18 protein-coding genes and 2 pseudogenes are annotated in these 24,793 nt (G+C 34.1%); 3 read left to right on the forward strand and 17 right to left on the reverse strand.

Translation table 11 applies throughout. From position 1 onward, the window contains the following. The first annotated feature begins 297 nt into the window (after positions 1-297). Positions 298-402, forward strand: a complete 105-nt coding sequence (locus C7Y47_RS26030) for an S-layer homology domain-containing protein (RefSeq protein ID WP_366151247.1) — start codon at positions 298-300, stop codon at positions 400-402. 644 nt (positions 403-1,046) lie between these two features. Here the strand turns inward: C7Y47_RS26030 and C7Y47_RS25365 are convergent. The 4 genes and pseudogenes from C7Y47_RS25365 to C7Y47_RS25370 all read right to left on the reverse strand — a co-directional run. Next, positions 1,047-1,590 (reverse strand): annotated as a pseudogene (locus tag C7Y47_RS25365) (IS3-like element ISBsp3 family transposase); the annotation flags it as partial. A gap of 379 nt (positions 1,591-1,969) precedes the next feature. Next, the gene (locus C7Y47_RS01230) at positions 1,970-2,722 is read right to left on the reverse strand and encodes a LytR/AlgR family response regulator transcription factor (RefSeq protein ID WP_142507105.1); all 753 of its coding nucleotides are present in this window, start codon (positions 2,720-2,722) and stop codon (positions 1,970-1,972) included. A gap of 12 nt (positions 2,723-2,734) precedes the next feature. Further along, positions 2,735-3,454 carry a GHKL domain-containing protein gene (locus tag C7Y47_RS01235; protein ID WP_142507106.1) on the reverse strand — a complete coding sequence of 240 codons (720 nt, stop codon included), beginning with the start codon at positions 3,452-3,454 and terminating at the stop codon, positions 2,735-2,737. Continuing rightward, positions 3,445-3,567 carry a hypothetical protein gene (locus tag C7Y47_RS25370; protein WP_255504959.1) on the reverse strand — a complete coding sequence of 41 codons (123 nt, stop codon included), beginning with the start codon at positions 3,565-3,567 and terminating at the stop codon, positions 3,445-3,447. Before C7Y47_RS25370 ends, C7Y47_RS01235 begins: the two co-directional genes overlap by 10 nt. Before the next feature lie 236 nt (positions 3,568-3,803). Between C7Y47_RS25370 and C7Y47_RS01240 the strand changes: the two genes are divergently transcribed. Both C7Y47_RS01240 and C7Y47_RS01245 read left to right on the forward strand, forming a co-directional pair. Continuing rightward, a complete protein-coding gene (locus C7Y47_RS01240; protein ID WP_142507107.1) occupies positions 3,804-4,469 on the forward strand; it encodes a septal ring lytic transglycosylase RlpA family protein in 666 nt (221 codons plus the stop codon). 230 nt (positions 4,470-4,699) lie between these two features. Continuing rightward, positions 4,700-5,806: a hypothetical protein gene (locus tag C7Y47_RS01245; protein ID WP_142507108.1), complete on the forward strand. Its 1,107-nt coding sequence runs from the start codon at positions 4,700-4,702 to the stop codon at positions 5,804-5,806. Between the two features lie 448 nt (positions 5,807-6,254). Here C7Y47_RS01245 and C7Y47_RS25375 read toward each other — a convergent pair whose 3' ends face one another. The 13 genes and pseudogenes from C7Y47_RS25375 to C7Y47_RS01310 all read right to left on the reverse strand — a co-directional run bounded on the left by C7Y47_RS25375 (position 6,255) and on the right by C7Y47_RS01310 (position 24,790). Next, complete coding sequence (locus C7Y47_RS25375; RefSeq protein WP_255504960.1) at positions 6,255-6,425, reverse strand: HNH endonuclease; 171 nt, start codon at positions 6,423-6,425, stop codon at positions 6,255-6,257. Positions 6,426-6,435: 10 nt separating this feature from the next. Continuing rightward, entirely contained in the window at positions 6,436-6,684 is a 249-nt protein-coding gene (locus C7Y47_RS25380; RefSeq protein WP_255504961.1) for a hypothetical protein, read from the reverse strand. Between the two features lie 197 nt (positions 6,685-6,881). After that, the gene (locus C7Y47_RS24790) at positions 6,882-7,040 is read right to left on the reverse strand and encodes a hypothetical protein (RefSeq protein WP_221887657.1); all 159 of its coding nucleotides are present in this window, start codon (positions 7,038-7,040) and stop codon (positions 6,882-6,884) included. 566 nt (positions 7,041-7,606) lie between these two features. Then, positions 7,607-8,641: pseudogene (locus C7Y47_RS01260) on the reverse strand (DUF4261 domain-containing protein); the annotation flags it as partial. Between the two features lie 453 nt (positions 8,642-9,094). Beyond that, the gene (locus C7Y47_RS01270) at positions 9,095-11,047 is read right to left on the reverse strand and encodes a serine hydrolase domain-containing protein (protein WP_142507109.1); all 1,953 of its coding nucleotides are present in this window, start codon (positions 11,045-11,047) and stop codon (positions 9,095-9,097) included. A 673-nt stretch (positions 11,048-11,720) separates the two neighbouring features. Further along, complete coding sequence (locus C7Y47_RS01275) at positions 11,721-12,410, reverse strand: 4'-phosphopantetheinyl transferase family protein (protein ID WP_142507110.1); 690 nt, start codon at positions 12,408-12,410, stop codon at positions 11,721-11,723. Between the two features lie 60 nt (positions 12,411-12,470). Further along, on the reverse strand, positions 12,471-16,910 hold the full coding sequence (locus C7Y47_RS01280; protein WP_142507111.1) for a non-ribosomal peptide synthetase: 4,440 nt from the start codon (positions 16,908-16,910) through the stop codon (positions 12,471-12,473). After that, positions 16,891-17,619 carry a thioesterase II family protein gene (locus tag C7Y47_RS01285; RefSeq protein WP_142507112.1) on the reverse strand — a complete coding sequence of 243 codons (729 nt, stop codon included), beginning with the start codon at positions 17,617-17,619 and terminating at the stop codon, positions 16,891-16,893. Before C7Y47_RS01285 ends, C7Y47_RS01280 begins: the two co-directional genes overlap by 20 nt. A gap of 320 nt (positions 17,620-17,939) precedes the next feature. Then, positions 17,940-18,464 (reverse strand): GNAT family N-acetyltransferase, encoded by a 525-nt coding sequence (locus tag C7Y47_RS01290; protein WP_142507113.1) that lies wholly within the window; start codon positions 18,462-18,464, stop codon positions 17,940-17,942. 410 nt (positions 18,465-18,874) lie between these two features. After that, positions 18,875-20,173, reverse strand: a complete 1,299-nt coding sequence (locus C7Y47_RS01295; RefSeq protein ID WP_142507114.1) for an amino acid adenylation domain-containing protein — start codon at positions 20,171-20,173, stop codon at positions 18,875-18,877. Positions 20,174-20,674: 501 nt separating this feature from the next. Next, a complete protein-coding gene (locus C7Y47_RS01300; protein WP_185903364.1) occupies positions 20,675-21,928 on the reverse strand; it encodes an ArgE/DapE family deacylase in 1,254 nt (417 codons plus the stop codon). Positions 21,929-22,005: 77 nt separating this feature from the next. After that, on the reverse strand, positions 22,006-23,394 hold the full coding sequence (locus tag C7Y47_RS01305) for an APC family permease (RefSeq protein WP_142507116.1): 1,389 nt from the start codon (positions 23,392-23,394) through the stop codon (positions 22,006-22,008). 55 nt (positions 23,395-23,449) lie between these two features. Beyond that, positions 23,450-24,790, reverse strand: a complete 1,341-nt coding sequence (locus C7Y47_RS01310; RefSeq protein ID WP_142507117.1) for an APC family permease — start codon at positions 24,788-24,790, stop codon at positions 23,450-23,452. Between the last annotated feature and the right edge of the window lie 3 nt (positions 24,791-24,793).

Below are 24,793 nucleotides of genomic sequence, written 5' to 3' on the forward strand. Positions count from 1 at the left end.
AGTATAGTCAGTCATACCTTGACATTAGAGAAATCAAAGGTTTTATTACATTATTAAAAACACTCCAGGTTACTGAACCTTTAACCGTGAATTATGGAGAAAAAACTATGTATTGTTGATATCGGCTATATATGGTTGCAACAATTCCCCCTAAAAAAACCATTCTGTAACAACTATGTTTAATGCTACCGGAGAAATAATTCAATGGTATATCGGTATATGCCATAAAAACCTAATAGAAGATAATTTTCCCCGTATAGGATAATACTAAATAAAAAAATACTGTTTTTTTCTGATATTCACGAATATTCTGAAAGCAGATTAATCCAATCTGCTTTTGAAATAGGAATTGTAACAGGAAACAAGGATGGAACATTTAGACCTGATGGAACACTCACATAAGAAGACTTAGCAACGTTTATGTATAGAACTGTAAATAGGTTAAGGTTGGAAACGAATTAAACAATAACCAAAATAGTATCTACAATGATTCTGATATTAAGCATGGTATGTCTTACGATTCTGTGTATAAGATTGTGAAGAACAATGTTACTTAATTATAGATTATATAATTGAGATATAAACATAGAAGATAGAGTAGATTTTGATATGCTCCCTATTAGGTAGACAGATTAAAAAATAAAATCTGTTTATCTAAGGGGAGTATTTTTTAGGGCGAAGCAAACATCCACTCGAGTTAAAACTACATATCCTTCAATTGTTTGAAGAAGGTCAATATTCTATAAGCGAATTGTGAGAAAGGTTTTTAGTGGTTCATATACAATTAACTTTCAATGAAAATATTTTAAATTGGTTATATGGACTTAAGTTGAAAGTCTCTTAGTTTGCAATCATTGAGAACACCACCTGCATTTAGTCTCTCAATTATAAATTAAAAAGGCGAGGTATTCGACGATTGAATCGTCGAATACCTCGTTAAGTGGAACCAATTGAAGTTTTTCAGTGCGCTCTTAGAATTCAGGACTCAAGCCGCTTAGTACAATTTTATTATTTTCACCGTCTACTTGACGGGGTGTAGTTCAAAAAATTGCACGTTTTTCTGTATTTTTAATCCACGCATAATATCCACTTCGACTTACGCCTGTTATTTCGCAAAGATAGCGTGTCATATTTTTTAATTGATATTTACGAATCACTTCATTGATTACCTAATATTTTTCATGCGGTGCTAGAATTTTTTCCTTGCCTGCCTCTCGAGTTCGTCTAGCTTTTTTAGAAGCTCTAATTCCGCCTCTAAATATTTGATACGTGCTTCTTCCTTTTCTAGTTTTTTATTAACTGAAAGAGAGTTAGAAGTGGAACGACCTGTACTCCCTTTCCCCGACGTTCTTCTAAAAAAACTTGTTCTCCATAAATTTTATATGTGTTTTTCCAACGCATTAAAGATGATTTCGCTTTTCCTTTTCCAATCATCTCTAAATCAAAGCCATTTTCCGTAAAAATTTGTGCAGGCCCTTTACCAGCTAAATTTTCTTTGACCGCTTTGATTTTAAATGATGGTTGATATTGAATGGAACGATCTGAAACAGATGCCACATTTGGATTCTCCTCGTTTTCTTTGATGTTCATTAAACCCCGTTCTTAATTCGTAAAGTTTAGTATAACGGGATTTTCAGTTTTAAAAAACACAAAAACCCCGAACAGAGACACTTTTTTTAAAGTGTCCACTATTCAGAGTTCAGTTCAGTACCCACCAGAGCGTCCTTTTTATTTTTGCATAATTTATTATAATAACTCCAATCAAGCGACAGATTCGCAATGCAATGAGTGCCCAGAGTGGACAAATAGAAAAAGATGCAGTGATAATAAATAAATTTTCAGCAGGTTGCTATTGAACGAGAGCCATGCAAATCTCATGATTATCGACTGTTAATTGTCGAATCATAGATCACTCCTAACGTATCAGCAGAATAACATGCTAAAAAGATATCACTTTTCTGAACTAGCACTATTTAGAAATAATTTCTGATGTAGAGGTCAGTGCATTCATAAATGCTTTTTTGTAGCCATATGAATAATGACAAATAGAGCCATTTTTCATTGTAATTTTTCGATAAGTTGAGTCAATCTTATGAATATGCTGCAAATTAACAATATACCCGCGATGACAACGGAAAAAGCGATTATCTAATTGCTGTTCAATATCTGTTAAATTGCTAAAAAATTCATAGACACCACTTTTCTCCTTAAGCTCAATTTTATGTGCAATTGGTGATGTGCAGAAGCAATAAATATCATCAAATGGGATGAATTTAATATGTTCCCCTATTTTCACTTGAAAAGTCATTTCAATTTGTTGGGCATGTATATTTTGATGTTTTTGATAAGCAACATGCAAGGTATCGATTAAATTTTCAGCTAAATCCGGCTCATTTTTAACAATAAAATCCAGTGCTGCTACTTTGTACGTAAAGGTAAGTCTTAGCTTTTCCACATATGTGGTAATAAAGACAATCGTTGCAAAAGGATCTTTACTGCGTATGGTATTTGCCAGTTCTAAGCCATTTATCTCATGCTGAAGCTCAATATCCAATAAAAAACAATCTGCTCGGTGTTCCTGTATATATGCAAGTACCTCAGATGGATTAGAGGCGATCAATGCAATCTCAACATTCTCATATTGAAATAAAGAAGAATGAACAATAGTTGATTGCAAAAATTTCCGTTGTTGTGCATCATCCTCACAAATAACAATTTTCATAGTAGACACCCCTTAGAAAATTTGTAACTCCTGAATAAAATGTTGTTTTTCAATACGCGTGTTTAATGTAACATTAGGATAGGTCTGTAAAATTTCCTTCACATTGGCTAAACCAATCCCTCGGTCTTCTCCTTTAGAAGAGGAGTGATAATCAAAGATAGTTGAAATATTAAAGCTTGCATCCTGTAATGGATTGTCGATGACGATAACAACATGGTCATCTGAGTAGAGAATTGCAATATTCACAACTGAATCGACTTTCGCAATACTCGCCTCAAGTGCATTATCAATCAAAATGCCTAGTACCCTCGTTAAATCAATAAGACTCATATTAACAGAGGATATCGTATATGGAATTTCAATCGCGACCCTCTGTTGTAAACGATTCGCGAGTAACAGCTTAGAGGATAATAAGCCTTTTAGCTCGACGATTTGCAAATTTTCTAATGTACCAATCATTTTACTTTGGAATAAGGTCTGTTGCTCCACCTGCATAATATGCGAATAAAAATATTGCTTTAACCCCTGTACATCCTCATCTTCTATATAGTTTTGCAACGACATTAAAATATTTATATAATCATGGCGGAACTTTTGCATATCTGTATTCACTTGCTCCAATACCTGCATATATTCAAAAAACTGCTGCTGTGTTACTTCCTTTTGCCGAAACGTTTGGATTTTGTTGAGACTTGAAACAAGTAATCTAACAGCAAACACTATCAATAACATATAACTGCCTCTGAAACAATTAGCTTAATACCATATTCAATTTTTAGCTTCTCAGTTTGTGTATGAGATTCAAGTGTAAATAGATTGACTAGTTGATCCTCTATATATTTCATAAACGTCCACCTTTCTTTCTTATTTTACACAAATTATACAATATTGGAATTAATTTTCCTGAAATATTGATTTTTTTTCCTATTTGTTATTATAATAGTATGAGTTAGCGTTAAGGACATATAGATTACTTTATAAGAAGAAACACTCTTTAAAACAAATTTTTCGTGTATTCTTTTACGTAATATGATGCAACTAGCAACATATTTCTAAAAAAACGCGAAGGGAAAGATGTAAAATGAAAAAATTATTATTAGGCTGTGTAGTAGCATCCACTTTGGTTATTCCCAATTTAGCTTTTGCTGCTAATTCAAATGAAGGGATTGAAACGAGTACAGACAATGAAGCTACTATTCCTGGATACATGGCTCCTGGGACAGTAATTAAGTTTAATGAACAGGAAGAATCTGTTATTCTAAGAGAAGGAGATAAAAAACCAAGTTTTATGCAACAATATAGACTTCAAGCAGACGAAACAGATTTGCCAGTTATAAAACCAGGTATGACAGTGGTCTATGATGCTTTAGGTGCACCAATAGTAGTTGTCCCAGAAACTGAAGAATCTATTAATGTTGAAATGAAAGAAATTAATCCGCAACAAGGAATACGTCCTTTAGCCGTAAAAACAGAAACGGGTGAAATTTCTTGGTTTGATATTTGGGCAGAAAGTGGTACAGCATCTGGTTCAAAAGCGAATGATGGTGCGGCTCATAAAACTATAGCTATGAAGACATATGTTAATGTAAAAAGTAACAAGAATTCAAATAAAACAACAGTTTTAATTTTAGATAGAGGACCGTATGCAAAGGGAAGAATTTTAGATATGTCTAAACAATCATTTAGTAAGCTACATACTTTAAGTACGGGAGTATTTGACGGTACGATTAGTTGGGATAGTAAATAATTCTTTCTGATTTTATTTGTTATGGAAAGTCAGTTTACACAATCTTTTTTGGCGTAAACTGACTTTTTCAGTGATTCTGATTGAAATTAGCTCTTCTTAATTAGGGGAAATAGGCTGTATAAATTAAGAAATAACTAAGTTTCTTATCAAAATAATATGTAGTATTTTGATAGTTATTGGAATGTGATAATACAATTTCTAAAAAAACTTCGCAAAGGATGAAGTGCATAATGTATAGATCTGTTTGTAAATACAGGAAAAAAACAATGGGTACTTCTGTTATCATTTTTTTATCGTTAGTATTAGTTTTGTTTGGATGTCAAAAGAAAGAAGATACCAGCCAACCTGTTGGTGATCCACCTGTTAGTGATCAGCATGTTGATGATAATGAAGAACTCATTGTTTCTGTATTTGATAAGGAAGGCAAAAGTAGTGTAGTGGAGATAAATCCTGAAAAAAATGTAGAAAACGAATTAGTTAATAATGAAGAGGTTTGGTTACATGCAGCACTTTCAGACAATAAACAATATCTTGCCTATACAAGTGCAAAAGGTGAAGGACCTTGGGAGATTTATTTATTAGACAGAAACGATAAAAAAACTTATCAAGTTACAAATGATACTTTAGGACAACTTATTCCTAGATTTGGTGATAACAACACCATCTACAGTGAAATACTAGGGGCAACATTCCCTGTATCCAAGATTTCAAAAATAGATGTAAAAAAGAAGAATTCTATTGTATTTGATACAAAACAACCTGACCGTGCTGTAGAAATGTATGATACTTCTAAAGACAAAATTATTGGTGCATTTGTCTCTGAGGAAGAGAATACAGCAAGAAGGAAGGCTGCAAATGATGCTGGTGTACCTTTAGGGCAAATTGTCTATTCAATATATGAAATGAATTTAGATGGCTCTGACATGAATTTGGTAACGAATATAAAAGCCGTCAATATTGATTCGATGGCATATGGACCTAATGGGAATACTGTTATTCTTGGAGGGGCAAATATAAATAAAGATGAAGGAAGCGGCATTTATCAGTTATCTCTTACAGACAAAACATTAACTACCATATTAACAGATCAAATGATTAATAAAAGTAAGAATCCCCTATTATCAGAGATTGGTCAAAGAAGGCTAGCGGTATTGTCAAAAAATGAGCGATTTATTTATTTTTCGGGTATACCTAAAAATGCAGCAGATGTTAGTTTTGACGGTATAATTTCTAAAATACAATGTATCTATAAGTATGACTTGGATAATAAAGAAATAACGAAAGTATATGAGTATAAAAAACCAGCTTTTATTACGGATATGACGGTTACATATTAAAGTATGCAGTTGTTCAGTCAAAACAAAATCCATTAATAAAAGCTACTAGATGTATTATAGATGTATGGACATACCTCGGTTAAAACAATAGCGTTGAGAGTAGGAAATTGCTTGTCTAACCATGTGATAAAGAAAAACACCTTTCATTGAATAACGGGTATTGAAACCTGAAATAATCAATGAGAAGGTGTTTTTCTATGGGAGCTTGTCCCCTACGATTTTTGAAGAAAGCGAAAGAAGAAGCGATATTAAAGTTCGCTAGCTATATTGAAACGTAGAACGGCGGGAGTCAAAACCAAATCCATAGAATGGATCCCCCATATAAATCTTGCTTCTCTTTGTCAATTTTCACTATAAAAACACGTTTTTCTTATGCCACTAAAGATACTTCTTATTTCTTCGTAACGATTCAACCACATTTTAGGATTAATACCATAATTTACATAATCTAATTCATCAATTCGTTCAGAGATATGTATCTTGCCTGTACCATCAAATGCAATAAGCCTTTGTCATATAATGCATCGTGATTACAACATAGCAACAAAGCATTAAAAGCATCTAATCTTTCTTCATTTGTGCTATCCTTCCACGGCTTGAAATGACTTACTCTAAGCATTGCAGGTAAATCAATTCCACAACCACAAAATGTACATTGATGATTCCATAATGGAGGCTAACGCCTCTTTATATTTTTGCTGAACTTTACGAATTTTCACTTTTGCTTCCGCGTCTGTCTCAACTAATATTGGTACAAGTTTATTGCTTTCTCTACTTACAACAGAGCCAATTGCAAACTCTAATTGCTCCTGATTTTCTTCATAGATATTCAAATCACTAATCAATTCTAATAACTTATAAATAACCTTGATTGCCATTTCCGTTTCCCGATAGTCCCTAATACCCTTTTCTTGAATGTGCTATTTTCACGCATCATCATGGTCAAAAAGGAAGAAACGCACATCAGGCAATCGAACTCGCCGAACAATACTATCAAGAAGGATATCGAACAGTGGTGGACTGTGATTTAAAAAGCTATTTTGACACAATCAATCACCAACGACTAAGAGCGTATCTAGAAGAATTCATTACAGAGATGAGATTTTAGTTCGTGAACTGTTATTCCGTCCACATCCGGAGCTCCTCCATTTTCTTTTACCTTTTTAAAAGCTCTCCATAAGTTGCCGTTGGTAACGATTCTATCGATTAAATTGATACCATCTTGTTTCTTCATTTCCATGATTACATCCCTACACGCTCTTATATACTCTTTCGCTTCCAGCTTATCCCTCTATAAGTAGCCATCTTTTGGTCTTTACCTCGATGTTTTCTGTGCTTTGATGGGATGTCTTCACCTCCTTGTTCCTTCAAGATTTAAGATTGTTCGGTCCTTTACTTTTGTTAGAAAGCTACTATGACCTCTGCTGACTTCTCTTGATTCATCCGATTATCACTAATCCGATTGTTAATCCAATAACCCTCAAGAGACCTCCCCGGGTAAGCGCAACCACTTTCCTCTCATGTAACTGCCAGATTTACTGTATGGGATTCGGGCAATATTGGACTTTGTTTTGTGCTGCAAACTCGTCCGTCCCAATTCAGCCTTATATCTGATTTCTGTTCGTCAGTTCGAGATTTTGCGTCCGACTTCCTTCAGATTCCACGTCACCATGGACACCCTTGTCTTTCGCTAACAGTTCCTACTGCCAAGCCTGTAGTGGACTTTCACCACCAAGTTGTTGCGCATGCCGGGCGCACAATAAAAAAAGACACCTGCTACGGTGTCTTTTGAGCATGAGACTAGTATTGGATTTTGAGAGTATCCCCATCAACATAAACTGCCTCAGAACGGGATATCGGTAGCTTTTGTTCTGCTGAAAAGCCGATTGTTTCTCCATCCCTTAAAGTGACATTCTCTTCTACTATATATCCGGAAATCGTAATCAAAAAATCGCGCAGCTCGGCAGGAGTTGCTTGACTGTCCAGAATTTCAATTTCATCCTTGCCAAAGGCTTTTAACCCATAAGTATATCCATCTACCCCTTTTTCCGTTCCGACAAGGCCGAAATAAACTAGATTCAGTAAAGGAAACATGTCGTCATTTTTCATTACTTCAGCCATATCCTGGAAAAGTTCAGGTTGGAATACGGTGCCAGATGTATAGATCCCTATTGCGTTAGGAAGCTTTAAACAACTGGCCGCCAGCTTAGTGTAGAGTCTGCCACTGTCCAGCGGGGAGCTGGAGCGGGTAAATGCAGCCAGGATGATTTGAGCAACATGCGTTTGAGTAACCTCCACGGCTTCCTTCCACATGTAATTTCCCTGTGCATAATACTCAGCCTCACAATCTGGTACTGGAGCATCGACAAAACTAACCGCTAACATGCAGTCGTCCACTTCAAAGACCAAGGTTCCTTTCTCTGTTTCTTCGGCGTTTTCCTCATCTTCTACTGACGAGCAAGAGATGTTCCAATCATTCAAAAGGTTAGCCTTTATCTGATCAATATCACATTCTGCAGAGTTAAGCAGAACGAACCCGTTAAAAATACCAGAACCATTATCTTGCGTTTCCGTCTCGTCCTCCATGGATTGAGCAGCTTCATATGCTGCAGCCTGCTGCATCCAGTATTCTCGGATTAATTCTACCATCTTAACAGCTTCTTGCTCTGCAGTCGCAGGGTCATAAGGTTGCATCTCGCTGAATACATGGCCGCAATGCTCAGTGTCAGACGGATCCTCATAACCTCCACATACGCCAAGGAGCCATTTTCCTAACAATGATTTTTTATACTTGAATATATAGTAGTGCATATCATATAAATCAAATTCTGAAGCGTTAAATGTTTCTCCTCTTTGTTTACTTAAAGTAAACCGTTTGATTAATCAACCTTAAACAAGATTTAATTAGAGCCAAATCCGTTTTGATTGCTTCTTTATGTATAATGTCTATTTCATCCACTAATATACACCCCTAAAAACATAATACAATATTAGTAATCATTCTCCAATATGATCAATTGGATTATTATATTCCTGGGCATTGTACCCACGATTAATAAGTTAAAACGTATCATCAATTTTCATTGGCAACTAGTCCACTTTATGAAGCAGGAGTTCAAATCATGACTGTTGTAACAAAATTACAAAATAATAAATAAAGATTGAAGTATCGAGTGGATGGCTAAAATAGATAGTAGTGGCTGGTTCATGACAAGCAAACTTATATTAATATATAATCTTTTAGCTTGCATAAAACTGCTAAAAGGTTAAAGCATGTTTAATAGAACTTTATGAGGTGTGTATATATGGATTGGAAACCTGATAGAAAAGCGAAAAAAGCAGTTGGTATGGTATGACAACAGGATTGATTATTACGCTAGTGATTGGATCTATTCTTAAATTGTTAATGAGCCCTCCCAGTATAACCAATGCATTGATTGAATTACTGATTGCTTCTGTATCATTATTTAATGTCGCCTGAATCGTTCCCCTGTTCATGCTTTCAAAGTCTTCATACGGTGTTTTTAATATTTTTTGGATGATCTCGATTCTTTTTTTAAAAATGATTTCGTTGCTTACTTCAATTACTTTTGAGCGGACTAGTTGCTGCGTATAGATATATAAAGTAATTCCTAAAAAGAAGAAGGGAATCAACGATGCTTTTTCGTTGGCTCCTATCGCTGTATTGATGACCAATATTACAAAAGCATTCCCCAATCCGCTGATGATACTCAAAATAAGCAGCGGAGATAATTCAATATTTTTTTTCGGGAACTGCAACAGCATAGACAGATAGACAAACAACAGCAGTATCAACAGCAAACTTCCGAAATAGACTGCTTTAATAGTATATGGCAGCCAAACAAAGAGAAACGACCAGTTAAGCCCACCTAAAAAAACGTAGGGAACTTGATGGAAGCAATACACCAGTAAGCCGATAATCATCAAAGAAAGAGTCGATTTACCGATTATTTGAGGCCAAGATATAATTTCTTTTAATGTCCGTTGCCCTTTTTTAATCTCTCTTGCTATCATAATTACTTTAATCAGAAGGAAACTGTTGAGCAGCACCAGTACCCAAAAAATAATTGTGGCATAAAAATCAATCAATTGATTTTCATCACTTCCGCCTTGGAAAGTCGTATCCCCAGTAAGGAGATCACTAATTCGAAAGCCGATATTATCTGTACCCAATGTGTTCAGGTTGGTTAAGACGCCGATTCCAATTCCTTCTTCTGGATAAAACTGAACAAAGGCTGAAAAATTAGGATTATTCCCGCCATGATAGATTCGTTGCCCTTGATCATACACAAACCATCCGGCAGCATAGTTGAAGCCATCTTTATCTGAACCATTTATCTGATGGGAACTCGCTATAATTGAGCTGTCCAAATAATCTGTATTGCTGAGACCAAGTTGAAATGTCAACCATTTAGCCAAATCATTACCAGAAGAAATAATATATCCAGCCGGATTATTTCCTGCAAAGACAGGAGATGAAAATTCTTTTGCTTGACCAAACGCCAATTTATAGCCTTTCGATTTGTCAGCAGTCTGACCATTAGTGACACCAATAAACGTTTCGTTGAGTGATAAAGGCTCGAAAATATTGGTTCTTACATACTCTTCATAAGATACCCCTGTAACCTTTTGAATTACTAATCCTAGCACATCATAATTAATCGTTGCATACTCATATTTCTCCCCCGGTGGATGAGCAAGTGCTATGTTATTTAGGTTCTCCACTGTTTGGATTAACGCATTCTCGGAATCAGTCTCAGGAATAGTAGCAATAGTATTAAAGGGCAATCCGCTTCTATGCGACAAAAAATCAGCAATCGTCACAATTGCTGACTCCCCATTATATATGAAGGATATATTTGGAAGGTAGGTGCTTACAGGTTCTGTTAGTCTGACCTTTTCTTCTGCTTCCAGCTTCAACAATGCGAGCCCAGTAAATGACTTACTTACTGAGCCCAATTCAAATAATGTCTTCTCGTCTACTCTTGAATGCTGGCTTTTATCCGAATAGCCAAAGCCGTTTTGGTAGATCACTCCATCTTCGGAGACCACCGTAACAAATACGCCGGGAATATTGCTTCTTTTCATTTCATCATTCACAATGTCCGCGATTTCGTCTGAAAGCTCGCTGGCAAAAGCCGATTCGCTTTGCCCAAAAATCTGACTATTTTGAAAATTAAACAGTGACAAGCCAAACATGAACAGCATTATTTTTTTCACATAATTCCTCTTTCTACAGAAATAGTATCAAATGAAAAGAGACTCGATATCTTTCTGCTTTTTTTTAGATTAAAATTTGAAGGTGTATAATACTGCTACTGTCTAACTTTTAATATATTTCGCAATGGCTATGTTGTTTGGGTTATATAAATAGCAATGAATCTTTCTCATTCCTTCTATTGAACGATAACCCTGCTCTATCAATACTCTTATTCCCAGATTATTAAATTAATAATAATATATAAATTAAAATCACATTTATGACCGATGTAAATAAAAAATAGTTTACTTAGATAAATCTAAATCAAAAGGTTGTCTAGCCAATTAAATAATAATACATTGCATACACTTACTTAACATTGAACGTAAAAAATAAGAATGCATTCGGAATCTTTCAACATAACTCGAGGATAAATCAATATTTTACATTTTTAAAAATTCCACCCTTTTGTTTTTATATATCGGAAAATGATTCCTGTTTCCGTTCCCGAAAATGAAAGATCACAAAGGAATCTACATTTACTAATTGATTGATTAATTAAAAGAACATTTTAACATCTAAGTATGTCCTTCAAATAAATTGAGAGCATGCTTTTTAATTTTCTTCCATTGTATTTTTTATTAATCATTAACAACCATACATTAAAGCCTGATATTGGTGTTGATCAATCTCTTAATACATCATTTCTTCTATACTAATTCTCTCTATGTTATCTGGAAAATCATGAATCATAGAACAAACAGATAGTTTATACCCCTCAATGAAGTATTGCTTAAAAGATGGTGTTATTTTCCTAATATTGTCGAAGCAAGAGATACCAGCATCCGTTATTTTGAAGTAAAAAGAATCTAAAGGAATTGATATCCCGTATCCCAACCATTTCATATAACTTTCTTTAAGAGTCCATAACGAATAAAAATAGTCTAGTCGATCGGTTGTTCTCTGAACCAATAGATCTTCATATTCACATTGACAGAAAAAACGTTTTGCAATTTCTAGATCAATCTCTTCTATCTGTTCAATATCAATTCCAATCTCTTGTTCACTAAACGCACAAACAACGAAATCACCCGCATGTGATATATTAAAACGAATGGGGAAATCTTTAATATAAGGCTTTCCTGCATCACTTTTTAATATCCCAATATTTTTATTTTTAAGCGAAAAGTGTTTACTTAAAAAATGACGAACAATTAACTCTCCATATAACGTTCGCAATGCATCTTCTTTGAACTTAAAGCGTTGGCATTTCTCTCTATTTTCTTTTGAAATTATTTGGAGTAAATCATTAAATATCTGCTGACTTAATGCTGGATTGATTTTAGATAAATAAATAAAGTTTTTAATCTTTTTCTCCTCCAAAGTTTAAATTGTACCTATAAATCATGAAACTATCATCTTGATTATCCCTTACTAGTACAACTATACAAATAAACTATCTAAATCATCTTGTGAAATATCCGAAGCAGAAAAGTCTGATGGGGTGAAATTCTTATGGGTTTTTGAGCTACTCAGCTCTATTATTTCCTTAATTCTATTAATATACATATTTAGTAAATTTCCTATTGTCTCTTCTAAGAATTTATTTCTACTAAATACAACTGCTATAATTAATTTCCCATCAATAATCATAGCATTTATATCTAAAATCGCTGTTAACGTGTTTTTTGTGTCAGTATCAAATTTATAGCCCCCATGAGCTAACTGAAATGATTTTCTCTTCTTACTACTTTCATCATTTCCAAGATAGTTGAATCTGACATAGCTAGCACTATCGACATTAAATTCATTTTTTAAATATTTAAGAACACCGAAGTCAAGACCTTTATTAGGAATTTTTCTAATTTGTTCTTTCAATGATTTAAGATTAAAATCAAGATTTTTATCCTGTATTTTTAAGCTTAACGGATACAGACTTGTAAACCAGCCAATCGTTCGGGATATGTTGATTCCGCTATCCATTTCTTCTCTGCCATGACCTTCAAGCTCAATCACAACATCATTCTGTCCTGTTAAATCTTTAATAATTGTCGCTAATGCGATGGTCAGTGTTTCTTGCACCCCAATGCCATAAACATCATTTACCTTTGTTAATAATTGGTTAGTTTTTTCAATTTCTAGTTCCATGCTCAACGTCGCGGATTTGCTTACAGTATCCAATCCTGTGTTAAAATCATAAGGATAGTCAAAATGATGTGCCAGCGTATTTAACCAATACTTTTTTTCATAATCAAAACTATTTTCACTGTATTTTTTAAGCCAATTAGACCACTCCATAAACGAATGTGTTTTCAGAGGCAGTTTCATTTCTTGGTCATTCGTTGCGCTTAAGAGATTATCAAAGTCTTCAAGAATGATTCTCCACGAAACACCATCAACAACGAGATGATGAGCCGTCAGGAACAGTAAATGTCCTCGCACGCCTAAGTTAAAAGCACCAGCTTTAAGAAGAAGATCCTTCTCAATATCTAAATCAGACGTTAGTTTAAATCCCTGTTCTTCTATCAATAGGTCCTGTTCTTCACTTGAATATACAGATAGATCAAAATAATCTACTGTTATGTCTGAGACTTGATTATTGTAATACAATCTTTCACCAAGTCTGTCATAGTTTAATCTCAAGGCATCGTGATGCTCAATTAACATTACTAAAGCCTTTTTGATTTTATTTATATCAAAATGCTCCACTTTTAAGACAATCGACTGATTGTAATGATTTTCATTGGCAAAATTCTGTTCAAAAAACCATTTCATAATCGGCGTTAACTCAAAGCTACCAGATGCCATCCCTTGATCTATCAATCCATTATCTGCGATTTGTACTGCAGCAGCTATTTCTTTTATTGTCTCAAAACTCAAAATGTCTTTTGCTTTTATAACATAACCGATATTCATTAACCTTGAGGATATTTGAATAGCATTTATTGAATCTCCACCTAGATGATAAAAGTTATCATTCATGTCGATATCATCTACACCTAAAACTTCAGATATCATACTCACCAATTCTTTTTCGATTAGGGTTACAGCAGTTTCAAATTCTGTTCTTTTTACCTCAGGCTCTGGTAACAAGGAAATATCTATCTTACCATTTAGTGTTAAAGGTAGCTGATCAATAAAAACAAAATTCGTCGGCATCATGTAGCGTGGTAACATTTCGGCAAGTTTTTCCTTAAGCTCGTACTCCGAAATATCCTCTGCAACGATATAAGCATTTAATGACTGTTTTAGCACTATAACTGCATTTTTAACACCTGGAATCACAGTTAAGCACCTTTCGATTTCACCTAGCTCAATTCGATGCCCTCTTATTTTAACTTGTTTATCTGATCTTCCAATATATTCGATTAATCCACTTTCTAAATACCTAGCCATGTCCCCAGTTTTGTACATTTTTTGACCTGATACAAATGGGTTATCTACAAATTTCCTCTGCGTTAATTCTGAGTTGTTTAAATACCCCTTCGCAACGCCATCCCCTGATATGTAAAGTTCTCCTGGTAAGCCTACTGGCATCACATTCAAATCAGCATTTAGGATATATATGTGAGTATTGTCTATAGGACATCCAATAGGAACTGAAAGAGATGTGTCATTTTCTTCTTTATATTTGTGTATCATACAACCAACGACAGTTTCCGTTGGCCCATATTCATTGTATATTTCAACGTCACCAAATCCATCATTAATTTCTTTCGCTAAACTAACTTTTAAATCTTCCCCACCAACGATCAATTTTTTGACTTTTGAGTTTGTATAATCAATTCCTTTTAACAAAACAAGATGTGCAGGCGTTAGCTTAATTACTGTGACCTTATTTTCTCGCAATATTTTATACAATATAAATTCATTCTCATCGTTGTCGTAAATTACAATTTTTTGCCCCGAAATCAGGGGCATAAAGACAGATGTTACAGTCAAATCAAAAGCAATTGAAGAGTATAGTGCCATTGCTTCGTTTTCATTTGTTAAATATGTTTTATTTGCCCAACAGATATAATTGGTAAGTCCTTGATGCTTAATCACCACGCCTTTAGGCATTCCTGTTGTACCTGATGTATAAATAATGTATGCTAAATCATCTATACTATTTTTGTTAGAAGGGTTTTTTGAACTATATAAATTCAGATCTAAATTGTTTATGTTAATGATTTCACCATTGAAGTCCAAACCATTAATTCCAATATTAGTAATCAAAAACTTACTCCCTGAATCCTTCAGCAGATAATTTATTCTATTAATAGGATAATCGGGATCAATCGGTAAATACGTCCCACCAGCTTTCAAAATCCCTAAAATACTGATTACAAGCTCGAGTGAATGGGTTTGTAAAACAGATACAATTGTTTTTTTGCCCACGCCTTGTTCTAATAAATAATCTGCCAATCTATTGACCTTTTCGTTAAGTTTTTCATAGGTTAATACATCGCCTTTAAATTCAAGAGCAATCTTATGCGGGTACTTTGCTACTTGCTCTTCAAACAATTCTGATACTGTTTTGCACGGGTAATGGTTCTTATTCGCATTGAAATGATATAGTCGGTCATGGATTTCATTATCGCAAACAAGCTGCATGTCTTTAATTAACAGTTTCTCATCTATTAGCTGCTCAGCAATATAGATGATAGCCTTTTGCATGGTTTTAATTTCAGTCTCTGTATATTCTTTTGTTTTATAATCAAAGTCCAGCCTGATATTTTTTTCTGCCCACTCTTTGACACTCAGCTGCATAGAATAGCTTTGATTTCCATTGTAATACTCGTCAACCGTGGCATCAAAACCTCCAATTTTACTTTCCATTTCCACATTATAGTAATTCATAGTCATTCTAAATAAGCTGTCATATCCTGATTTACTTAATTCTAGGTCCTGGATGATGAGGTCATATGGATATTTTTGATTGAAAAAACAAGATATAATCTCATCATTAATCTGAGTTATCAAATCCCCTGTGCTTAATTCGCTATTCATTAAGAAACGCAAAGGCATAGTACTTGTAAACATCCCTACTGCATTTCTTTGAACTCTATTTGTTCGATTAAATACACTGGTTCCCATGATTAAGTCTTTTTCATTCGTGACTTTATAGATGTAGATCATCATCACAGCTGTAAAAAACGTATTCAAGGAGCATTTTTTGTTATGGACAAAATCCTGGATTTGTCTAGATAAGCCAGTATCAATCTTAATACTACTTCTCGCACCTTCTAAGCTCGCCGCACCGTTATACAAAAATTCGTTTGGTGGATTTTTAAGTTTTCCAACCCAAAAGTCTTTATTTTTGATGAACCTTTTTGAACTATTATATTTTTCTTCACTTTTAATAAAGTTTATATATGAGCAATTTTCATCAAAGACACTCCCTTGATCATGGATTAGCTGATTATAAAATTCACAAATTTGCTTTTGAATTAGAGCAATTGACCAACCATCAGAAATAATATGATGAACATTAAGCAAAACTCCATATTTCTTCTCACTTATTTTGTATATGGCAAGATAAAATAACGGTCCACCAGATAAATCAAAATTTCGTTTAAACACAATTTCTACCCATTTTCGATATTCTTCTTCGGGCACAGAGTAGTTGCTAAAATCAAGAAAATTAATCTCATGCTCTTTGAATTCCATTACATATTGCATAGGTTTGTCGTCTACTTCCGTGAACTGGAGTCTTAAACCTTCATTATTTTTAATAACAAGATTAATGGTCTTTTTCATTATTTCAATATTTATGGGACCATTTATATTTAAACTACCACCAATATTGTGAAGAGTTGATCCTGAATTAATTTTATCAATATACCAAATTCTTTTCTGCGGATGTGTTAATTCATAATATTCAACCTCTTCGTATAACATATTGATCCTCCTTATTTATGTGTTTATTAAGTTCAAAATTTATTATTTCCGTTATACTTCCAATATTGTTATTAATAAAAAAATGATTCCCTTCCATCATATGTATCCTAAAATCTTGGGAGCAATGGCTTTTCCACTTTAATATCCCTTTTAAAGGTATGTCTTCTTTCCCGCTAAAAACAGTCGTATCACATTCTATTTTTTCTTTTCTTTCCTTATAAACGTAATTTTCATTAATTTTTATGTCACTCCTTAAAGTTGGGAGTACAAACTGAAGCAATTCTTCATTTTCTAATAATTCTTTAGGTGTGCCTCCAAGCTTAATAATTTCTTTCATAAATTCAACATCTGAAAGTTTGTGGAGTTCTTTTTTTTCCTTCATGACACTTGGCGCATTATTACCTGAAAAAAATATATGTTTAGGTTTTGCAAGATTTTTATCGCATATTTTATAATACAATTCATAAGCTAGTCGACTTCCCAAGCTATGGCCAAAAATAGCATACTCATGATGAGTTATCTTATCTTTTATGTTTAGAAAGATATCATCCACAGCTTCATCAAAACATGTATAAAAACCCTCGTTATATCTATTACCTCTTCCTTTAAGTTCAATCGGCTCAAGTTTAATAGAAGCATCTAAATAATTTTTCCATTTATAGTATATTGTTTCAGGGCCGCCCGCATAGGGTATGCAAAATAATATCATTCTCTTTTAACCTCTTCTCTTATGAAGCAGTTTTTGTCAAGAATAGAAACGCAAAAACCACTTTTTTGTTTTTTCTGAACTTTCAACTTAATCCGAACACTTTTTTGAATAAAGGTAAACCCCCCATAATATGGAGGGTTTTATGTGCTTCTCTAGCAGTAGAGGGCGGTAGATGGGTGTCTATAATCAATGGAAAAATCACACTTGATTAAGAAGCCCCTCCCTTATCAAGCCATTGTTTGTAACCTAATATTTACCCCTCAGTCTACTATTGATACAATGCGTTATACGTTGAAAGCTTACATTTTTTCCAAGAGACCCTATTCTACTAAGGATTCTGTTATTTTCCCATCTAGATTTTTAATCGCATGCACCGAATTATCCTGAATGATGCCTGTTTCTACAAAACCAAATGAAGCGTATAATTCTTTAGCTACGACATTATTTTTATGATAAAAGAGGCCTACATATTGTGCTTCCCCATATGGCATATTTTCAATATCCGCCAACACTTTTTCAAAGGCAAGCCTGCCATATCCTTTCCCCTGATAACTCTTATCAATCATAATATGCCAAATAAAATAGGTCTTCTTTCCGTAATAAACTTCATTTTGAAATGATTCATGATCCGTCGTATCATAAATATACATCACAAATCCAATCATCGTATTATTCGCATAAATAGCTAATGGAGCAGCTGGTATACCATCTGTATTCAACATATGACCGTCTGCGAAGCATCTAAGGTTAGTAGTTTCTAATATAAAGTCCTTCTGGTTTTCTTCAACATCAAGCGCTATTACCTCATCTATGTTATCCCCGTCTATTTTTCGTAATTCAATCATCTTTTTATCTCCTCTCTAAGTCGAGCCACTTTCACACATGGCATAAGACATTCCAACTATCAATTTTATTATTCTCAAAATAGGGTACACAAAATATTCACCAAAGCTAAACTTTTCTAACTTTTTCATGGTAATTCAACTTTATCTGGAGAAACAGTCACAAAGCACGGATATAAATTTATCCATGAGCAATCAGGTACAATTAGAGACTCTTTATTTTTTAATGCACTTAAATGGATTCATTTATTTTTTACTGGCATTTTAGTAGTTAGCAAACAAATATTTATTGATATCATTTCTACCATGACTAAAGAGCTTGTTTTCCCATTTCAGCTACATTATTAGCCTTTTCCTGCTCAAATACTGTGACTTCACTTTTGACTCCAATTGAGTTGCCTATCACATTGATTTTATTCAAAATTTCCATAAGTATCCAATTCAATTTTATCTACTTTGCCATTAGGCGTCATTGGAAATTTATCGATTATCATTATACGTTGTGGAATCATGTATACAGGTAGTTTTTTCTTCAATTCCTTTTTTAAGGTTTCTTCATTTAAATGAGATACATTTTCTTTTCTAGTTACAAAAGAAATTAAATACTTAAAGTTATGTGTTAAATTCTCTTTCAATAAAACAACACTATTATCAATTCCATTTATCTGGCAAATTGCATTCTCAATTTCCCCCAACTCTATTCTATATCCTCTTAACTTAATTTGACTATCATCTCTTCCAATAAATAAGAGATTATTATCTTCTAATATTTGCACTATATCTCCTGTTTTATAAAGTATTTGATCGAGTGCTTCAAAATATTTAAATGATTGCTCAGTTTTATCAGGGTTTTGATAGTACCCTCTTGCAACACCTGGGCCGCCAATATATAACTCACCTTTACAGCCTGGTAAAACAGGTGCTAGATCATTATTTAAAACATAGTAATCCGTATTAGCAGTTGGTAACCCAATAGGTATGGTTGGATACTTTTGCCCATGATCCTCGCTATATAATAATATTGAACTGGAAATTGTAGCCTCTGTCGGTCCGTATTCATTATAAATTTCACAATCTGAAGGCAAAACTTTAATGGCATCGTTCACAAGTGATGAAGGCAAAGCTTCTCCACCAAAGATTAAAAACTTTAATGATGAAAAAGCATCTAAATTAATTATATTGAGATAATCTAACATTTGCCTAAATTGTGTTGGTGTAACATTTAATACTGTAATTTTATTAATTGATAAATATTGTAAAAAGCTATACATATCAATTGAAATTAAATCATCTACTACATGTAACACACCACCGGATAATAAAGCTTCAAAAATCTCCCATACTGAAAAATCAAAGCTCAAATTATGATACTGAATAATACGATCTTGATTAGTAAAATTAAAGTATTCTAAATTCCACTCCATAAAAGGCGAAATATTTTCATTATTAATAGTTATCGCCTTAGGATATCCTGTGGAACCTGATGTGTACATAAGATATATGTTATCATACTTATTTCTACCATTTATGTCGCTTAACGCTTCACAAATTTTTTCTAGTTCTTGATAGTGTAAGGTTTTTAAAGGGATCTGTATGTTTAGTTTATCTAATATTTCAACACCAAAATCATCACAAATAACTTCATTAACATTACTTTTCTCTAACATATAATTTATTCTTTCATGATTCTGTAAAAATAAATGCCGGTCCATTTTCCGTCTTTACTGGTGAAGTAGGGTGTAGAAAATGCTTTTGGTCTAACACTTTAAGTTCTTCAACAGAATAATTTTTTCCATAAAAATACATCCTCTCTTTTAAATGTTTTTAAACAATACGTTTGCCAACTACTAAAATGTGATTTACTTACATCTCGGACATAAATTAATTTAATTTCCAAATAATTACAGATACAGGAATTGCTTCGTCGATCTAATTGTTAAGAGAGATTTGTTTTCTCAAATAATTTTCCATACTCATAATTTCCCGATTAAAAGTTTTATTAGTGTACAAATAATTCTCACTTGGAGTCTTCTGCCGAATAAAGATAAATAGTCATGCGATTCAAAAGACGACATTTATAGGGTTGCAAAGATTGTTGCATTTCTTGTGTCATTTTTAATGCTAGGTTTTGTTCTAAATCCCAATTGCATTAAGCCTACTCCCTTTTTCCATAACACCCCAATCATTCAGCTACCAAAGGATATTCCCAAAAGTTAACTCTCGCTCCACTTAATAATATAATTTGCCAAAACATTAGTTACTTCTACTACACTATCTAAATGAACACATTCATCTGGTCCATGCATATTTTCTCCAATTGGCCCAAAGCACAATCCTTGTTTTCCGTAATACTGCGTAAATCGTGCATCATTTCCCCCAGCTCTTCCAACCATTATTACTTTATGTCCCATAACATCTTCTGCATTTTCCATGAATAATTTTACAAAAGGGTTCTCAGGATCTTGGTACCATGGCTCCGTTGACCATCCAAACCACTCTATAACAGGTGGATTTTTAGCCATCCACTCATCGCCTAAGACAGCTTTCATAATCGTATCTTCTACTAGTTGCTTAATTTCTTCGCGAGTTTCCCCTGGGATAAAACCAATTCTTCCTTCGAGAATCGCTTCCCCTGGAACTGTCGATACCCAGTCCCCAGCTTTTAGTACACCTAAGTTTAAGTGAACGGACTGTCCAGACCCCTTTTCAAATAAATCAAACTTAACATTTTTAGCACGCCATTCGCTTAATTCATCCAGCGCACTAAGGATCTTCATCATTTTTGAAATAGCATTTATGCCTTCATGCGCTAAACCAGCATGCGCTGTTCTTCCCTTTACATACACTCGGAAATACATAATCCCCCCATGACTTATTGTCATATTCAAATTATGTGGCTCTGTCGAAATATACCCATCTGTTACGAAGCCTTCCTCCAAACATGCTAAAGCTCCGCCTCCACCACCAGCTTCTTCTTCTATTACTGAATGTAGCTGAACATCTCCAGCAATTGGATAACCTAAATCAATTAATGTTTTCAATGCGAACCAATTTGAAATAAGTCCTGCTTTCATATCGGCAGAGCCTCGACCGTATAACTTGTTTCCAATAATATCTCCACTCCATGGGTCCATCGTCCAGTTTGAATATGGTTCTGGAGAAACAACATCTACATGCCCATGAATCGTTAATGACTTACCATTGGAGACACCTTTATGTATTCCAATAATATTTTTTCGGTCTTCAAACGGAATACCTGAATCAATAAACGCTTCATGAGCTGAAACCTTCTCATATTGTGGTTCAATCTCATGCAAAATCAAGTTAAGTTCTTCATATTTTTTTTTCATGTATACTTGCATCTCTTGTTCGTTACCAACAACGCTTTTTATACGTACGACATCTTGAATTGTTTTAAATAATTCTTCTTTATTTTCTTCTATATACAGTCGAATTTTTTCTTTCAAAGCATTCACTCCTTTATTTACTTCTTGTGTCATTAAAAAGAGGAAGATTATCTAAGAGATTCTCATCTTCTAAATAGTTAATTCAAGACTTTAATCTTATTCTCATTAAAGATCTCTTTATCTAATGACTCCAAGTCATCAATAGAGTCCATGCTTCCAAGTTCTTTTTTAAAGAAGCTTGTTATAAACAGCATGTAAATGATTCCGATTATAAGCCAAACGATTCCACCTATAAATGCATCAGCGTGTAAATGATACCAAAGAACTCCAGTAGCTAATGCTCCGAAAGAAGGCATAATTAAGTACTTAAAGGTTTCACTGCCTGATCTCCTTTTCTGACGAATATAGAAATGAACAATAACAGAAAGGTTAACGAATGTGAATGCAATTAATGCCCCAAAGTTAATGACTGAAGCAATTAATTCTAAATTTGGCCCTATTGCAAATAATGATACGATTCCCGTCAAAACAATCGTAAAAACAGGCGTTCTAAATTTAGGGTGTAAGTATCCGAAAGTTTTTTTAGGAAGTACACCATTTCTGCCCATAACAAACAGCAAACGAGATGCACTTGCATGAGATGCAAGTCCTGAAGCTACAGTAGCAGCGAATGCTCCTGCAATGAAGAGCAGTTGGAATAACTTCCCTCCTACATACAAACCAATTTCCGGCAATGTATCATCTACATTTTCGAACACAGAAACATCCGGGAATAATGCTTGAGTAAAATAAGAAGCAATAAAGAAAATGCCCCCACCGATTAAAACAGTTAGAAGGATTGCTCTAGGAACTGTTGATGTATCCTTTGCTTCTTCCGTATACATTGTTATTGCGTCGAAACCGATAAACGAGAAAGCTACTACTGTTGCCCCAGTTAAAACGGCTATTAATTTCACATTTTCATGTGATAGTGGATGAATCGTGAATAAAGTACCATTCCCCATACCGTGATAAAGTTGTACAGAAGCAAGTATGATGAAAATACCTATTAAACAAATCGTGAAAACAACGAGTATAAAGTTTAAGCTGGATGTTGATTCCATACTATAAGCATTAATTGCAGTAACTACAATGACATAAGCAAAAACCCAAATCCAAACAGGTACATTCGGAAACAGAGATTCCATATATATTCGAATAATTAATGCATTAACTAAAGGTAATAATAAATAATCTAATAACGATGCCCATCCTACGAGGAATCCTAGGTGAGACCCAATTGTTTCCCGGGTGTATGTATATGCTGAACCAGCAGCCGGGAATACCTGTACCATCTTTCCATAACTAATCGCTGTCAATACCATTACTAACAAGGCGACAAAATACGCCATTGGTACTACACCATTTGTTAATTTTGATACAATTCCAAACGTATCAAAGACCACTGTAGGCGTCATATATCCTAATCCCAGTGCAACAATTGACCAAACACCTAATGACCTTTTAAGCGTAGTGTTATCTGTCATTCATCCATCCCCTTTACATATTTTTAGCTGCTTCATTAAATGTTTTAAACTGCGACTAATCAATCTGTACTGTATTGAGCACTGGAGGTTTTTGCTTAAGACCTTTTGTCATAAATAATAAATAAATAACACCAATTCCTAACCAAACACTACCAAGAGTAATCGAATAAACATCTAGATTGAAAAGCAAACAAGTTGTAAGTACTGCTCCGATTAATGGAAAAATCAAATAGAAGATAGTCCCCTTTAAGGAGCGTTCTTTTCGTTTACCGTAATATAAAAAAACAACGGATAGATTCACAGCAGTAAATGCAAGTAAGGCGCCAAAGTTAATGAAAGACGCGACAAAGGTTAGACTTAAAAACATTGCAGATAATGATAAAAGACCAATTAATAAAATGTTGTTTACCGGGGTTCTCGTTCTTTTATTTAGTTTTCCAAAAAAATTTTTAGGTAATTGTCCATCTCTTCCCATTGCGTATAATACACGTGCAGCACTTGCTTGAGAAGCGGACGCGGAACCAAATACAACCACTGCAGTTTTTGCTAGGAATGCTGCTTGTAAGGCATTCCCGCCTACTAGGAAAGCAATTTCATAGGAAGCAGAATCAGCATCTTTAAAACTCGTATAATCTGGCCAAACATTATGGGCAAAATATGATACGACTACAAAACATAATCCACCAATTATTGTTACTAAAGATATTGCACGCGGTATGTTTTTCTCCGGATTTTTTACTTCTTCTGAAAAAGTAGAAACTGCATCAAAACCGAGGAAAGAGAAACATAATAGTGCAGCACCAGCAACTATATACTTAAATGATTCCTCGGTATTAAAAAAGGGATCAAGGTTAAATAAAATGCCAGTCCCGGTTCCAGTTACTATTGATTTAACTGATAAGATGCAAAAGACAATTAGAAATAATACCGATAAGCCTATTACAATCATGTTGACATTTGCGCTTAACTTTACACCTTTAACATTTACAAACGTCACAAGAACTACTAATGTAAGTATCCAAACATACTGTGGAACTTCAGGTATTGCAGCTGAGAAGAAAATACCAAATAGTAAAAAGTTAACCATTGGGATCAAGAGATAATCCATTAAAATTGCCCATCCCACTAAGAAACCAACATGAGGATTAATCGCTTTTTGTGCATAGGTATAGGCAGATCCCGCAATAGGGTACGCTTTTGCCATTTGACCATAACTATGAGCCGTAAACATCATCACAATTAATGCAAGTACATACGATCCAGCGACCATACCATGAGATATTTGAGAGGCTATGCCGTATGTGCTAAACACTGTAGTTAAAGCCATAAAGGCCAACCCAGTAACAACAACAGACGTTAAAGAAAGCGATCTAGACAAATTAACTGAATGTTTCATTTT

Origin of the sequence: Lysinibacillus sphaericus, from assembly GCF_006864135.1 — a bacterium.
Taxonomy (GTDB): domain Bacteria; phylum Bacillota; class Bacilli; order Bacillales_A; family Planococcaceae; genus Lysinibacillus.

Excerpts from the sequence above, each read along its gene's own strand:
- C7Y47_RS24790 (WP_221887657.1), bottom strand. The coding sequence starts at position 7,040 with ATGAAGAAACAAGATGGTATCAATTTAATCGATAGAATCGTTACCAAC.
- C7Y47_RS25380 (WP_255504961.1), bottom strand. The coding sequence starts at position 6,684 with ATGGCAATCAAGGTTATTTATAAGTTATTAGAATTGATTAGTGATTTG.
- C7Y47_RS01230 (WP_142507105.1), bottom strand. The coding sequence starts at position 2,722 with ATGAAAATTGTTATTTGTGAGGATGATGCACAACAACGGAAATTTTTG.
- C7Y47_RS01310 (WP_142507117.1), bottom strand. The coding sequence starts at position 24,790 with ATGAAACATTCAGTTAATTTGTCTAGATCGCTTTCTTTAACGTCTGTT.
- C7Y47_RS25370 (WP_255504959.1), bottom strand. The coding sequence starts at position 3,567 with ATGAAATATATAGAGGATCAACTAGTCAATCTATTTACACTTGAATCT.
- C7Y47_RS01280 (WP_142507111.1), bottom strand. The coding sequence starts at position 16,910 with ATGTTATACGAAGAGGTTGAATATTATGAATTAACACATCCGCAGAAA.
- C7Y47_RS01285 (WP_142507112.1), bottom strand. The coding sequence starts at position 17,619 with ATGATATTATTTTGCATACCCTATGCGGGCGGCCCTGAAACAATATAC.
- C7Y47_RS01295 (WP_142507114.1), bottom strand. The coding sequence starts at position 20,173 with ATGGACCGGCATTTATTTTTACAGAATCATGAAAGAATAAATTATATG.
- C7Y47_RS01235 (WP_142507106.1), bottom strand. The coding sequence starts at position 3,454 with ATGTTATTGATAGTGTTTGCTGTTAGATTACTTGTTTCAAGTCTCAAC.
- C7Y47_RS01290 (WP_142507113.1), bottom strand. The coding sequence starts at position 18,464 with ATGATTGAATTACGAAAAATAGACGGGGATAACATAGATGAGGTAATA.
- C7Y47_RS01305 (WP_142507116.1), bottom strand. The coding sequence starts at position 23,394 with ATGACAGATAACACTACGCTTAAAAGGTCATTAGGTGTTTGGTCAATT.
- C7Y47_RS01245 (WP_142507108.1), top strand. The coding sequence starts at position 4,700 with ATGTATAGATCTGTTTGTAAATACAGGAAAAAAACAATGGGTACTTCT.
- C7Y47_RS25375 (WP_255504960.1), bottom strand. The coding sequence starts at position 6,425 with ATGCTTAGAGTAAGTCATTTCAAGCCGTGGAAGGATAGCACAAATGAA.
- C7Y47_RS01240 (WP_142507107.1), top strand. The coding sequence starts at position 3,804 with ATGAAAAAATTATTATTAGGCTGTGTAGTAGCATCCACTTTGGTTATT.